The 16,126-nt window shown below is 36.5% G+C and carries 5 protein-coding genes; all 5 read left to right on the top strand.

What is annotated here, in order from left to right:
* Positions 1-172 precede the first annotated feature (172 nt).
* On the top strand, positions 173-1,465 hold the full coding sequence (locus tag CHB81_RS25075) for a hypothetical protein (protein ID WP_089354556.1): 1,293 nt from the start codon (positions 173-175) through the stop codon (positions 1,463-1,465).
* Between the two features lie 104 nt (positions 1,466-1,569).
* Complete coding sequence (locus CHB81_RS25070; protein WP_089354555.1) at positions 1,570-1,986, top strand: hypothetical protein; 417 nt, start codon at positions 1,570-1,572, stop codon at positions 1,984-1,986.
* The gene (gene sprC, locus CHB81_RS25065) at positions 1,983-3,440 is read left to right on the top strand and encodes a gliding motility protein SprC (RefSeq protein ID WP_089354554.1); all 1,458 of its coding nucleotides are present in this window, start codon (positions 1,983-1,985) and stop codon (positions 3,438-3,440) included. The genes CHB81_RS25070 and sprC overlap by 4 nt, the downstream gene beginning before the upstream one ends.
* 1 nt (position 3,441) lies before the next feature.
* Complete coding sequence (locus CHB81_RS25060; RefSeq protein WP_089354553.1) at positions 3,442-8,799, top strand: type IX secretion system membrane protein PorP/SprF; 5,358 nt, start codon at positions 3,442-3,444, stop codon at positions 8,797-8,799.
* A 134-nt stretch (positions 8,800-8,933) separates the two neighbouring features.
* The coding region (locus CHB81_RS25055) for a DUF11 domain-containing protein (RefSeq protein WP_089354552.1) at positions 8,934-16,126 on the top strand (7,193 nt) is incomplete at its 3' end.

Below are 16,126 nucleotides of genomic sequence, written 5' to 3'. Positions count from 1 at the left end.
CTTTTTGAAGATGTTTAGGTAGAAAATTGAAATTTTCTGCCCGTTTTGAAGAAGAGATAAAAAACAACTCGTTCTCGAAGTGTTCTGATTTATTTCAGAAAATTCGAGAGGAGTTTTTTCATTTACGCATACGCATACCCAAATTTATTATTAACCCCAAATAATACCTATCATGAAAAAAATTACTCAAATGATCTGCGTTCTTTTGACAGTTACTGCTATGAGTGCTCAACAAGAGAAAGGAATTATGGGCTACAACAATTGGTTGAACAATTGGACTGAATTTAAGCCTAACAAAGTAGAGTATGGAGAAGCAAACCAAATTTTAGCAGGAAACATTTCTGTTAATACTAAATTGCTGAAAAGGAATATTTATGTTTTACAAGGCAATGTTTATGTTACCAACAATGCTGTTTTAACAATTGAGCCAGGAACTTTAATTATTGGTGATTTCGAAACAAAAGGAACATTGGTAGTTACCAAAGGTGCACAACTTATTGCAGACGGTTTAGAAACTGACCCGGTTGTATTTACTTCTAACCGCAGCCAGAAAAAAGCTGGAGACTGGGGTGGAATTGTAATCCTTGGAGATGCGCCAATCAATAAATTTGGAAACGTTGGTTCTTATAACTTAGATCTTGACCCTACGCTTACTACTTATGGTGGTGACAATGCTGCAGGAAACTCAGGAGTTTTGAGATTTGTGAGAATCGAATTTGCTGGAAAAAAAGTAAAAGGTGTTGATACTTTCAATGGTTTAACTATTGCTGGTGTTGGATCTAAAACAATACTTGAAAACATTATGGTAAGCTACTCTGGTGGTGATTCATTTGCCTTTTTTGGAGGTGATGTAAACGCTACTAAACTAGTTTCTTATAAATCTATCAACGACGATTACAAATTTACTCAAGGTGTTCAATGTCGTTTATACAACTCATTAGCCGTTAGATCTTCTTACTTATCAAGTAATAAAGACGGTTCTCGTTGCATGGAAGTAAAATCATTTGAAAAGAAAAATGAAACTGATTTTACTAAAAAACAAACTTTAGTTGTTGCAACAAACATCACTATGCTTAATGATAGTGACAATATCAAAGCTGATATTCAGTCAGGTTTAGTAAAAGAGGCTGTTTATGTGGCTGAAAGTGCTTCTCTTGAAATGAAAAGAAGCGTAATTTCCGGATTTAATCCAGCAGTTTTATTAGATAGTAAAACAGAGATTAATGATGCCAATCTTAAGAAAATCAAATTCGAAGAAATGTACTTCAACTTATGTAACGGAAACATCTTTACAGAGTACAATTCTAACAACGAAGATTTAGAAAACTGGTACGGAAACACTGTGTTTTTCAATGTTATGGCACAAAGTGATAACAAAGAGACATTCATCGATATTTTTAATCCTAAAAAGCCAGATTTCAGACTACAATTAGGAAAAATCACAGCATCTAGCGGAAACCGATAAATAGATTTCGATTTTTATTTCAAGGCGTAAATTTTATTAATAAAGTCCCCAGACACAATTTATGTATTCGTCTCGTCCCGGACCCAAATAAAGATCAACACATAATGGCACTATCTACAAAAAAATATTTTATATATATAATATTTTTGGTTTCACCTATTTCGTTAAGTCTGTATGCACAAAGTACACTAGAAAGACCTACAATTTCTACTGATTCTAACTGTAAATTGGCTGCGTTTAATGTATTAAACCAAAAGAATGACATAGCTGTAAATAACATCAGCAAATTAGATAATTCTAATCATTGTATAGTAGGGCTATCCATCCCCAAGGATAGCTCTGCTGCTGCAACTGAAGTGAATAATCCGTCATCTAACTGTGACGAAAACTCATCAATTACATATACATACTCAGTTCTAGCAAAAGATATTATTGAGAATTATAAGTATGATTTTTCAGAAACATTCATTGATATTTTGTTCTTTGAGCGTATAGATTTAGCAAGAACTCGCACTATATGATTCAAAGAATTACGCTATCAGCATTTCGTATTATCCTTTTTTTTAGTATTTTCTTAGGTACTGAAATGACTTCTTATGCTCAGACAAAAGCTATAAATCCGCAAGTTTTATCGTTCGATAGGATTTGTGCAGACGCTACTACGGAGTATAATGCAACTTTTACTTATTCAGGTTTTCCAGCCGGAACTGTTTTCGAAGTAGAGCTTTCAACTAATAATTTTACAACTATTATTAAAGCAGGAACGATATCAGTTTCAGATCCTGCAGTGAATCAAAAGACTATAAAATTTTCAATTCCATCTGATCTTCCGGGTTCAGATACTTATAGCCTTAGAGTTTCTACAACAGGTTTTTCAAGTAGTAAATTTGTTTCTTTTGGATTAAAGAATTCTTTTCCAATTTATTACAAAGCACACGACAGACAATATACTATAAACAACTTCGACGGCACAGCAACATTTTGTGCCGGTGGAAGTTATTTGTTAACTATCGATCCGGATTCTACAACTCCACCAAATGATTCTCCTCTTAAGTTTTCTTTTTTAACTTATAACTGGTACAGAGACAACGGTGTTTCTACACCACCAACACTTGTAGCAGGAGCTACCGGACCAAGTTATAACGTTACAACTGCCGGAGTATATTATGTAGAAACTAATTACGGAACATGTACCTCTGAGTCTTACTCAAATCGTGTTACCGTTTCTTCATCTTCAGGTGGATCTTCTGTTATTGTAGATTCAAGTTTAGGAAATCCATTTTGTGCAAATGGTGATGATACAATTTTAACGGCAACGTCGGGTAACAAATACCAGTGGAAAAAAGACGGTGCTGTTATTACTGGAGCTACAAATCGTACTTATGCCACAAAAGAAGCTGGTAAATATAGCGTTGATGTTGATTTTGGCGGATGTATTGCAACAGGATCAATTGACCTTAAAAGCAATGGTTTTAACGCAAGTATTGACGTTGCCGATGAGTATAAATTGAAAGACGGTGAAATACTAGATGTCAACATTACTACAGATGCAACCAATCCAACTATTCAGTGGTTTTTAAACGGTAATGTTATACCGGGAGCAACAGGAACTAATTATAAAGTAGCTTCAATAGGAAATTACAAAGCAGTAATTTCTCAAACTGCAGGATGCGTTGTTACTAAAGAGTTTCTTTTTAAAATTAAATCTGAGACAGCATTAGTTACAGCTGTTATCCCTAACATACTTAAATTAAGCGGAGCGAATCCGTATTGGAATATTCCGGATGTATATAAAAGTGATACTACAAAAGTTATTATCATAAGTTCAAACGGTGACAAGGTTCTGGACGTCGTAAATTACCAAGGTGATTGGCCCCAGACGGCAATAGATTTTAAAAATGTAAATCCAGTATATTACTATGTCATTCAATCCGACACAGGTGAAAAAAAAGGATCAATAACTGTGATAAAATAATATGAAGAAAATTTTACTATTCATAACTTTATTTTACGGTTTTTCAAATGCACTCTATTCTCAGGACAAAAATGAGAATGGAGTTGTTTCGTTTTCGTTACCTATCAGAAATTCTTTAAAGTTTAATAGATATTTAATCAACCCAACGTTCAGTTTTGTTAGAGAAACAAGTGCTTATGCAAGTTTCTATAATAAAAGACAATGGACACAATTTGATAATGCTCCCAATACTTATTTAGCCAATTATTCAGGACGTTTTAGAGAGAATGAAGCCTTTGCTTTTGGTTTATTTCAACAAAATTATGGTTTAATGACTGTGTTTGGAGGAATTGGAAACTTTGCTCATAACATCGTTTTACAAGAAGACAGCAACCTTACTTTTGGTATGAATGTTGGCTTTTATAAAAGCGGTTTGGATCAGGGGAAAATAATTTCAGACGATCCGACTATCTTAAACGGAGAGTATCCATCAAATATGTTGCTTACAGTTAATCCCGGGATTAACTACGGAACTGCATTTCTTGATTTTGGATTATCGATCAACAATTTAATACTATACAATTTTGGATCAGGAATCGTAAAAGATGATCCGGAAAGAGCTATCGAATTACATGCAATGTACACTGGATACATTGATAGTTATGGTTTTTTTGAAAGAAGTAAATTTTCGGGAATTCTAAAGACAGAAGTAAAAAAAGATAAAACAGTTATATCTGGACTTGCCATGCTTACACTTCAACAAGGAGTTTGGGCACAAGCCGGATACAATACATTATATGGAGTTTCAGCAGGATTAGGAGTTAATATTTCTCCTAGTATTGCGATCGAATACAACTACGAAAGAGGAATGGGTAATTTCTCTAATCTTGGTGGTTCTCATGAGTTTGCTATCGCATATAAATTCAAAAACAGAAATTACTATTACGGAGATGACGAAGAAGGTTCTCTTTTAGACCCTGCTAAGGCAAAACCAGTAGCAGCTAAAAAAACTTCGGCTACGCCAGTTACCAGAGTTGATGGTGCAACTAAGGCAAAATTAGCTGCTGATGCAAAAGCTCAGGCTGATGCTGAAGCAAAACAAGTAAGACTTGCAGCTGCTGAAAAAGCTAAGGCTGATGCCGAAGCTGCAGCAAAAGCAAAATTAGAAGCAGACAATAAAGCCAAAGCAGATGCTGAAGCTATTAAAATAAAATTAGCTGCTGACGCAAAAGCTAAAGCTGATGCCGCAGCCGCTTCAAGAGCACAAACAGCTACTACAAACAGAGCAGTAGGAGCACAACAAAAAACACAAGCACAATTAACAGCTGACAAAGCAAGAGCCGATGCAGAAGCTCGCAGAGTTCAACTAGCTGCTGATAATAAAGCAAGAGTAGATGCAGCTGCAGCAGCGAGAGCGCAAGCAATTGCAAATAAATCAGGAGCTGCTAGTAAAGCACCACAAAAAACACAAGCACAACTTGCTGCAGATAAATCAAGAGCAGATGCTGAAGCTTTAAAAATAAAATTAGCTGCAGATGCTAAGGCTAAAGCCGATGCTGAAAATACTGCTAAAGCAAAAGCAGGAGTTGCTAATAAACCGGCAGCACCAAAAACACAAGCACAACTTGCAGCAGACAAAGCCAAAGCGGATGCTGAAGCCTTAAAAGCGAAGTTAGCCGCAGATAAATCTAAAGCAGATGCTGAGAGTGCTGCAAAAGCAAAAGCCGCTACACCACAAAAAACACAAGCAGAATTGACCGCTGAAAAAGCTAAGGCTGATGCCGAAGCTGCAGCTAAAAAATTAGAAGCTGATAATAAAGCTAAAGCAGATGCAGAAGCTCTGAAAGTTAAATTGGCTGCAGATGCAAAAGCTAAGGCTGATGCTGCTGAAGCAAAACGTAAAGCTGATGCCAAAGCGAAAGCAGAAGCTGCAGATTTACAATCAATCTTAGCGGCAGATGCAAAAGCAAAAGCTGATTCTGATGCATACCAGGCAAGACTAGCTGCAGAAGCGAAAATAAAAGCTGCTGAAGCTGCAAAAACTAAAGTAAGTATAGATGCAGCAAATAAGGCAAAACTTGCTGCTGCTGCAAAAGCAAAAGCTGCTGAAGATGCTGCATTAAAAGAAAAACTTGCTGCAGATGCTAAAATTAAAGCAGACGCTGAAGCAAGACAAGCAAGACTAGCTACGGAAGCAAAAGCGAAAGCTGATGCAGAAGCTCTAAAAATAAAACAAGCTACAGATGCAAAAGCAAAAGCAGATGAAGAAGTATTACAAGCAAAATTAGCTGCAGATGCGAAAGCTAAAGCAGATGCAGAAGCATTGCAGGCTAAATTGGCGGCTGATGCAAAAGCAAAAGCCGATGCAGAAGCATTACAAGCTAAGTTAGTTGCAGATGCAAAAGCGAAAGCGGATGCAGAAGCTCTTAAAGCAAAACAAGCAGCTGACGCAAAAGTTAAGGCAGATGAAGATGCACTGCAGGCAAAATTAGCTGCAGATGCTAAAGCAAAAGCTGACGCAGAAGCATTACAAGCGAAGTTAGTTGCAGATGCAAAAGCTAAGGCCGATGCAGAAACGCTTAAAGTAAAACAAGCTGCAGATGCAAAAGTTAAGGCAGATGAAGAAGCACGTCAGGCAAAATTAGCTGCAGATGCTAAAGCAAAAGCTGACGCAGAAGCATTACAAGCGAAGTTAGTTGCAGATGCAAAAGCTAAGGCCGATGCAGAAACGCTTAAAGTAAAACAAGCTGCAGATGCAAAAGTTAAGGCAGATGAAGAAGCACGTCAGGCAAAATTAGCTGCAGATGCTAAAGCAAAAGCTGACGCAGAAGCATTACAAGCGAAGTTAGTTGCAGATGCAAAAGCTAAGGCCGATGCAGAAACGCTTAAAGTAAAACAAGCTGCAGATGCAAAAGTTAAGGCAGATGAAGAAGCACGTCAGGCAAAATTAGCTGCAGATGCTAAAGCAAAAGCTGACGCAGAAGCATTACAAGCAAATTTAGTTGCAGATGCAAAAGCTAAGGCCGATGCAGAAACGCTTAAAGTAAAACAAGCTGCAGATGCAAAAGTTAAGGCAGATGAAGAAGCACGTCAGGCAAAATTAGCTGCAGATGCTAAAGCAAAAGCTGACGCAGAAGCATTACAAGCAAAATTAGCTGCAGATGCTAAAGCTAAAGCCGATGCAGATGCATTACAAGTGAAATTAGCTGCAGATGCTAAAGCTAAAGCCGATGCAGATGCATTGCAAGCTAAGTTAGCAGCCGATGTTAAAGCTAAAGCTGATGCAGAAGCATTACAAGCAAAATTAGCTGCAGATGCAAAAGCAAAAGCTGATATGGAAGCTTTACAAGCAAAACTAATAGCTGATGCAAGAGTAAAAGCCGATGCAGAAGCAACTGCAAAAGCTAAAGCTGATGCTGAAGCAAAACAATTACAATTAGCAGAAGAAGCACGTCAGGCAAAATTAGCTGCAGACGCAAAAGCTAAAGCCGATGCAGAAGCTCTTCAAGCGAAGTTAGCAGCGGATGCAAAAGCCAAAGCAGATGCAGAGGCACTTCAAGCGAAGTTAGCAGCTGATGCAAAAGCTAAAGCAGACGCAGAAGCACTTCAAGCAAAATTAGCCGCAGATGCAAAAGCCAAAGCAGATGCAGAGGCACTTCAAGCGAAGTTAGCAGCAGACGCAAAAGCTAAAGCAGATGCAGAAGCATTACAAGCAAAACTAGCAGCAGACGCAAAAGCTAAAGCAGATGCTGAAGCATTACAAGCAAAACTAGCTGCAGACGCAAAAGCAAAAGCAGACGCTGAAGCCTTACAAGCAAAACTAGCTGCAGACGCAAAAGTAAAAGCAGACGCTGAAGCCTTACAAGCAAAATTAGCAGCAGACGCAAAAGCTAAAGCAGATGCAGAAGCACTTCAAGCAAGACAAGTTGCCGAAGAAAAAGCAAAAGTTGAAGAAGAAGCACGCCAGGCAAAATTAGCTGCCGATGCAAAAGCAAAAGCTGATGCAGAAGCACAAGAAGCTAAATTGGCAGCCGATGCTAAAGCTAAAGCAGATATGATAGCATTACAAGCAAAATTACTTGCTGATGCAAAAGTAAAAGCTGACGCAGAAGCAACTGCAAAAGCAAAAGCGGATGAAGAAGCAAAACAATTGCAACTAGCAGAAGACGCACGTCAGGCAAAATTAGCAGCTGATGCTAAAACAAAAGCCGATGCTGAAGCATTACAAGCAAAATTAGCTGCAGATGCTAAAGCTAAAGCTGACGCAGATGCATTAAAAGCAAAACAAGCAACTGATGCAAAAGCTAAAGCTGAAGAAGATGCTATCAGAGCGAGACAAGCTGCTGAAGAAAAAGCTAAAGCAGATGCAGAAGCATTACAGATAAAATTAGCAGCCGATGCAAAAGCTAAAGCAGATGCAGAAGCTTTACAAGCTAAACTGGCCGAAGAAGCAGAATTAAAAGCTAAGCTTGCTGCAGATGCAGCTGCTGCAAAAGCTGCTTCAGCTCCAAAAGATGAAACAGCAAAAGCAATTGATAATCTGGCTTTATCTATAGAAAATTCTGGAAAAGCGCAAAGCGATATATTGGCACAGTTTAATGCAACAGTGGCTAACAAACAAAAAGACCTGAACGACTTAAGAGAAGAAAATGATTTAAGTGATAAAGGAATTTATAAAGAGCCTAAACCATTCAAAAGTGTTGCTGCAGAAAACAGTCAGTTAGAAGCATTGAAAAGTCAACTTGCTGATGCTAACAGAATTCAAAAAGCAGAGATTGATAAGTTGACTAATTTATATAACGAAAGACTTAAAAAGGTTCCAAATAAAAACGATGCTTTAAACAGAGCTTATTTAGAAAAAATAAACCAATTAAAAGCAGCACAAATAAAAGCAGAACAAGATAGTGCAGCTTTACTGGCGGATTTAGAACGTATTAAGGCAGAAACTGAAATCGAGAAAAAACGTAGAATTAAACGTGCCGCTTACGAAAATGATCAGGGAAGATATGCGCAGGACGTGGCCGCTCTTAAACGTATAAAAGAGACAACAAAATTAAGTACAACACCATTGACTGCAAATGATTTTGATTTTGGTGAAGACCAGTCGAATATGCAGATCATCAAGAATATCAAAAATTCTGAAAGTGGTTATTATTTGATTATTGCTGTTCACAGCAGTGCAGAGAAAAGAGATGAATTCCTGGCCAAAGCGGTTGCCGCAGGACGTTCAGATGTTAATTTCTTTTATAATGTAACAACAAGTAAATACTATATCTATTACGAGAAATTTGATGGTTTATCTGAAGCAACTAAGGCATTGGAAGCAAAAGGAAACAAACCATATAATGGAAAAATGGCTATTGTAAAAGTTGAAAATTAATAAGAATAAAATTTTGAAGTTTAGCCTTCTTTGTGAGTTAAGAAGGTTCATAATTATAAATGTTTAAGAGTGCTGTAATTTATTTTTTGATGCCCCTTGAGGAATAAAGTAAAAGCCAAAAACAAAAGAAGACCATGAAAAAACCTACTATTTTTAAAACGTTAATTGCAGTTGTATTTTTATTGCTAAGTTTTTCTTCTCATGCCCAGTTAAGAAAAGGCTTTACGACTAGATATACAACAAGTTTGAATGGAGATATTTTAGTTATTGGAAACAATAGCTTAAATAGAGATACTGGAAAAAACGGAGGAAGGCCTCTTGACAATTATGATGATCAGGGTAGTACTAGTAAGGTAAACGACAATTTCGATATGAAATATATCGATGTTGACAGTGAGACTTCTTTTAACTCAAGTTATGCAACATTAAAAATTCCGGATGCAAGTAAAAGTTGTTTCGAGATTGTATACGCTGCTTTATACTGGTCTGGAACCTATCAGGGTACTGATAGAAGTAAGATCAATCAGGTAAGATTAAAAACTCCTACAGCTACAACTTACAAGGATCTTACCGGGAGTGTACTTTGGGATGAAGGAGGTACAGGTGTTGCGACACCTTACGGTTCATTGCCATATGCTTGTTTTGTAGATATTACAGATGATGTTAAAGCTGCAAAAGAAGGTATCTATACCGTAGCCGATGTGATGTGTTCTGAAGGTAAATTTTCTCCGGGAGGTAACTCAGCAGGTTGGTCAATTTTTGTAATTTATAAAGATCCCTTATTACCTAGTAAATACATTACCAGTTTTGATGGTTTTAGTATTATTAGAAGCAGTGATCCACCATTAGATATTCCTATTTCTGGATTTAGAACAAATCCTTTTGGAAACGTAAATGTAAAATTAGCATTTAGCGCATTAGAGGGTGATAATCAATTGGAAGGAGATGGTCTTCAAATAATTGGTGGAAAACCATCAAGTGTATGGGGTGCAATTTCTTCATTAGCAAGACCAATTACACCAGCGATACCAGCGGGAGGACCTATATGGAATCCTACGCCAGCTGTTCCGGCTAAACCCAACTTTTTTAATAGTACCATAACAGATGGTGATGTTATTATGGGCGGTCGTAAGCCAAGTAGTAAAAACACATTAGGGTTTGATGCGGGTGTTGTAACTCTTGATAATAATGTAGGCGGGGTACAAAATAGTGTCATGCAAAATGATGAAACTAGTGCCACACTTAGAATCAATACATCTCAGGATTCATATTTCATGTTTTTTAATGCAATGTCGGTCGAGATTATTGCACCAAAAATTGTACTTAAAAAGAATGTTCTTAGTGATAAAGATGTAAATATTGGTTCGCAGCCAGTAACACTTAATCAGGAACTTAGATATGAGATTAAGTTTAAAAATGAGGGTAATGATGATGCCAAAAATTTCACAATTACAGACGTTATTCCTGACAATGTAATTTTTAATGGGGTTAGCGATATCTTAGTAATGGACCCAAGAATTACTGCTACCTATACTGCTGCAACAAGAACACTTGTGTTTTCAATTCCTGATGCTTTAGTTATTGCAAAAGGAGCAGAGTTTACACTTAAATTTAAGGTTAAAGTTGTAGACGATTGTAATGAGTTAATCGATGCATGTTCTAATGAAATTAAGAATACCGCCGTTTCTAAATACTATGGAGTAAAAAATACTACACCTGAAGGTTTTGGAGAAGGTAGTTATTCTACTATATCTTCTTGTAATGTTGGAGAACCTACATCTACAAATTTCTTGGTTGGTATAAAAGATTGCTTATTTAGTAGAAATGTTTCTTTATGCGGTACCGTAGTTTTAACAGCAGCAAATGGTTATTCAACCTATGTATGGAGAGATCCAAATGGTGTTATTTTTGGAGGTAACAATAGACAAGTAACTATTGATAAACCGGGAACTTATACTGTTAATAATAGTGGTGCTGCAAATTGTGAAGATATCCAACAGACATTTATAGTTACAGATTATCTGGCAAGCGCAAATAAAAACCCAATTAAAGGAGACAATATTGATCCTGCAACAGGAGTAGCTTATGGTTGCGTTAGAGATAACAAGCCGTTCCCTAAAATATTCTTGTGTGGCCTAAACGATAAGAGATTTATAGATACTCAGATTACGGGAGCTACAAGTATTACGTGGCAAGAAACAAAAGATGTAACCCCAAGCACTAATCCGGATAGCTGTCCTTATGAAGGAGCTACAAACTGGACTACAGTTGCAAACGGACCAACATTTACAGCAGACAGAGCTGGTGTATTCAGACTTGTCGTAAATTATGGTAATAATACATGTGTTGTTACGCATTACTTTAATGTTTACCAAAACTTACTTGATGCTACTGCTAAGAAACAAGATATTGTTTGTAATACAAAAGGATCAATTACGGTAACAAATCCGCTACCAAATACTGGATATGTTTACAGTTTGGACGGAACAAACTATCAGGCATCAAACATTTTTAATAATGTTGCAAAAGGTTCTTATACTGTAAGTATAAAACAAACAGTATTAGAAGTTGGACAAGTTTTTCCTTGTATATTCAAAGTAGATGTAAATGTTGAGCAGCTTGATTTTACAACAAAGCTTGACGCAACACATCCACTTTGTAATGGTGAACATGGAACTATTACGGCAACTATTAATAATGTTCCTGGTCAATATCAATTTATTCTTAGAAAGAAAGGCAGTACTGTCGAAATTCAAAACTCAGGTTTAATAAATAATAATATTATTACATTCAACGGTGTTGATCCGGGTGTTTATGAGGTTTTAATGTCTACAGCCAATAACGGATGTAGTGTTATTAAAGAAATAGAAGTTTTCGATTATCGTTTAACGGCTGTTGCTAATATTACTAAGGCACTTACAGCATGTAGTAATGGTGAAATTACAGTTTCTGTTACAGGTGGAACTCCAAGACCAGGTCCACCACCTTACTATTTATATTATGTAAATGGTAATACAAACTTTGTTACAGATCCTAAAATCCCTGTGACTGCAAGCGGTGATTATAATATCGTGGTTGTAGATGCAAATGGTTGTACAGTAAAAATACCAACGATAAAAGTTACTGATTTACCAAAACCAAAAGTAACATTCAAAGCAGATGATGTTAATTGTTATGGAGGTAATAGTGGTGTAATTAATGTAGATATTACTCCTGCAGATTCTGGTTATGCTGTTTCATATAGTGTAAATGGCGGAGCTTTTAGTTCAGTTGCTCCAATTACAAATTTGACACCAGATACTTATTCTATAGTAGTTAAGTACACTTATAATGGTGTTGAGTGTCTTGATCCTGCGGTAAACGTTACTATTAAAGGGCCTGATGCTGCTTTATCAGCTTCGGCAGGTGTATCTGAATTGGCAGGTTGTGGACCAACTGGATCGGAATTTCAAGGAAAAGTTAGAATTACAAATCCACAAGGAGGAACTCCGGGTTACACTTATAGTTTTGATGATCAAAAAACATGGTCACCAATAAACGAAGCTTTTGTTGATCCGGGTACTTATACTCTTTATATTAAAGATAGTAAAGGGTGTATTTTTGCAATGTCTGGTGTTGTTTTAGATGGTAAACCGGCTGACCCTACAATTGCACTTGATCCTACAGTTTATAATTGTGATGGAACAGGAAAAACTACTGCAACAGTTACAAATAGTGGTGGTAAAAATTATAGCTATGAATACTATATTGATGGTAAACCAAATACACCACTTACAAATAATATATTTAATAATGTTCTAACAGGTCCACATACAATTTCTGTAAAATATAAGTTATTAGATGCTGCAACTTATAGCAACTTATTACATGAAGATTTTGGAAAAGATACTTTTACCTACACAGACACTGCATCTCCAGATGGATCTTCTCCAGGGATTAATCCCGCGTTTTGTTGGGAAAGACAAATAGAAGCTACGAAGTGTAATGGTAATAGATTATTTGCTAATGGTGAATATACCGTTACAAGTAGTTTACGAAATGATCCTTACAGTGGATGGCAGAATCCAATAGATCATACTAGTGGTAGTAGAACAGGTGGTAGATATTTAGCAGTTGATGCTGGTACTGCAATTCCAAATAATGCTGTTCTTTATAGAAAAACAATTAAAGACATTATTCCAGGTCAGCCTATTCAGGTTAGATTCTTTGCTACTAATTTGTTGAAAATAGGAAATACACAACCAGATGCTTCACTTACGGTTGAATTGCAAAATGCTGCAGGAACTCCATTATCATCACAATCTACGGGAAAGATACCTAAGACTAATGGCTGGGTAGAATACAACAGATCAATTGACCCGGGAAGTAACACAACTTTAGATTTTGTATTACGATTGGAAATTTCTCAAGTCAACGGAATTGATTTTGCAGTTGATGATATAGAGGTATATCAATTGCCTAAGTCATGTATTACAGAGAAAAAATTCGATTTTAATATCGATAGCAATAAAGCATTTACTGTTCTGGAACCTGCAATTGAAAGTGTAGATTGTAGCGGAGGAAATACAGGTAAAATAACAATTACAGCTCAAAACTTTAATGGCAGCTTCCTTTATTCTATAGATGGAGGATCTAATTGGACTACTTCAACAACTTCACCTGTTATTATAGACAAGTTAGTTGCAAAAAGTTATTCAGTTATTGTAAAAAGTGATGCAGCAGGAACTTGTTCTAAATCATTCACAAAAGTAATTACAGAAAATCAACCAGTTACAGTAACTGCAAGTGTTACTACACTACCAACTTGTACTTCAGGAGCAACAATAACTGCTGAGGCCAAAGGCGGTGTAGGACCTTATACATATGCATTAAAATTAGCAGATGGTGTAACGGATGTAGCAGGATATGGATTCCCACATTCAGCAACTTTTGCTGGAGTGTCCAATGGAACTTACACAGTTGTAGCTCACGATTCAAAAGGTTGTACTTCGGCAGTTTCAACAGTGGTAATTGTTGACAAACCAGCTCCGCCGGTTGCAAGTTTAGATGCTACATCTGATTTATGTTATGATACTACCAATAAAGCAACCTTAGTTGTTACAGCTACTGGTACAGGAATATTAAATTACAGTTTAGATGGTGGGGCTTTTGATACCAATAATACTTTTACAAACGTTGGTGTTGGAACTCACAATATTGTGGTTAGAGACGGAAACAATTGTACCACACCAATAAACGGTATTATAATTAATGGTGAGCTGACGGCAAAAGGAAATGTTACCAAAACATTAGATTGTAACACTGTAGGTGCGACTATTAAAGTAGATATTAATGGTGGTAAAGCACCTTTTACATATAAATATAAACTTGGAGTAGGAGGAACTTATTCTGCAAGTGTAAACGTTACAGGAAACACATTTAATTATGCGGCTCCTGGTACAGGAACATATTATTTTGAAATTACAGATTCAAATACACCAAAAGCATGTGTAACAACAACATCTGTAACAGTTGATGCTATTACAAAACCAATTGCAAGTGCTGCACCTACAAATGTTACTTGTTTTGGAGGATCAACAGGAGAGGTTACATTAGGAGCTTCTGGTGGTTCAGGTAGTGGTTATTCATATAGTTTTAATGGTAGTGGTTTTACATCTACTATAAAATATACCAGTTTAAAAGCTGGAATTCCTTATAAATATCAGGTAAAAGATGATAAAGGGTGTATCTCTGATGAAGGATCAATTACTCTAACAGAGCCAGGCGCTGTTACAGGTTCTATAAAAGCTACCGATATTCAGTGTGGTACAACAGGAACTGTTGCTGCAATAGTTACGTTAACTGCTGGCGGAGGAACAGCACCATATAAATATAGTTTTACAGGACCTTCAAATTATGGAGACGGTAATACTTATTCAACGACAGTTTCAGGAGTAGTAAAAGGGTATATAATAGATAAAAATGGTTGTCAGTTGGGACCATTAAGCATTACCATTGATGCATTAGATCAAATTACAGATATTACAATTACAGATAATGGTTATGATTGTTCGACTACTCCTCCTGGAGGACATGTTAATATTGCAGCTGTAAAAGGTGGAGTTTCTGCACCAATTCGTTATCAGATTATTTCTGGACCGGCTGGATATAATAGTGCTGTTAATTCAGATGGAGAGTTTAAATCATTAACTCCTGGAGATTATATTTTTCAGGCAACAGATATTAAAACAGGTTGTACATTTCAAAAACCATATACTGTAAAAGGAGCTCCGGATATTGTAGCAGGAGGATCAGTACTTACTGCAATTAAATGTTTTGGAGGTACAGGAACAATTCAATTCACAGTAAACGGAGTAAAAGGAAAATACGATTATGTTATTACTGATAGTGCTTTAAATAGTATTCAAAACGGAAATAACATTGCCGGAACAACTACAACAATTACAGTTAGTTCAGCTTTAACTGCAGGTGACTATACTATTACAGCTACAGATAGAACAACAAAATGTCAGGCAATATATGTTGTAAAATTGACACAGCCTACTATAGGTGTTTCGGTTACAGCTACAGCTTCAAATATCACATGTAGCAAATTTACATCGACAATTACAGCAGTTGGACTAGGTGGAACCCCAGCTTACAAATATGCGGTTGTTAAACAAACTGCTTTAGATCCTGCAGTAACAGATTATGATCCAAGTGCAACTTTATCAGTAAATACTAATAATGGACTTGATGTAAACTGGGTTGTATTTGTAATGGATGCTAACGGATGTACAGCTAAATATCCGGTAAAAATCGATAAAGATCCAACACCAACAGTTACAGCAAAAGTAGACAACCAATGTGGAGGATCTGGAAACAGCTTCACTATCACGGCTACAGCTACTACACTAGGAACAGGAACATTGACTTACGGAATCAACGGAGTAAATGGAGCCTTCTCTACAAACAATGTTTTCAATGTAGGTCCTGGAACTTATACTGTTTGGGTAAAAGACGGTAATTTATGTCCGGCTTCTGCACCAGCAGTTACGGTTTATGATCAATTAACAGCTGGTACAGTTATAAAAGAACTGGATTGTTCACTAACGCCTAATGCGACAATTACGGTTACTCCTTCAGGAGGATTAGCGCCATATAAATATGAAGTTTCAACAAACGGAGGAACTAGTTATTCAGCAATGGCATCAAATGTTTATTCAACAGCAGTTGCAGGAACATTTAAAATAAAAGTAACCGATGCTAATTTATGTACGGTTATAGTAACTGAAACGATACTTTCTATTTCAAATCCAACAGCTTCAATTGTTACACAAAGTAATGT

This window comes from Flavobacterium sp. ov086, assembly GCF_900187965.1.
Classification (GTDB): Bacteria; Bacteroidota; Bacteroidia; order Flavobacteriales; family Flavobacteriaceae; genus Flavobacterium.
The sequence above is the reverse complement of the archived record's forward strand: the minus strand, read 5'-3'. Positions and strand labels throughout refer to the sequence as shown.

Coding starts and splice junctions, on each gene's coding strand:
- CHB81_RS25070 (WP_089354555.1), top strand. CDS start 1,570: ATGGCACTATCTACAAAAAAATATTTTATATATATAATATTTTTGGTT.
- CHB81_RS25075 (WP_089354556.1), top strand. CDS start 173: ATGAAAAAAATTACTCAAATGATCTGCGTTCTTTTGACAGTTACTGCT.
- CHB81_RS25060 (WP_089354553.1), top strand. CDS start 3,442: ATGAAGAAAATTTTACTATTCATAACTTTATTTTACGGTTTTTCAAAT.
- sprC (WP_089354554.1), top strand. CDS start 1,983: ATGATTCAAAGAATTACGCTATCAGCATTTCGTATTATCCTTTTTTTT.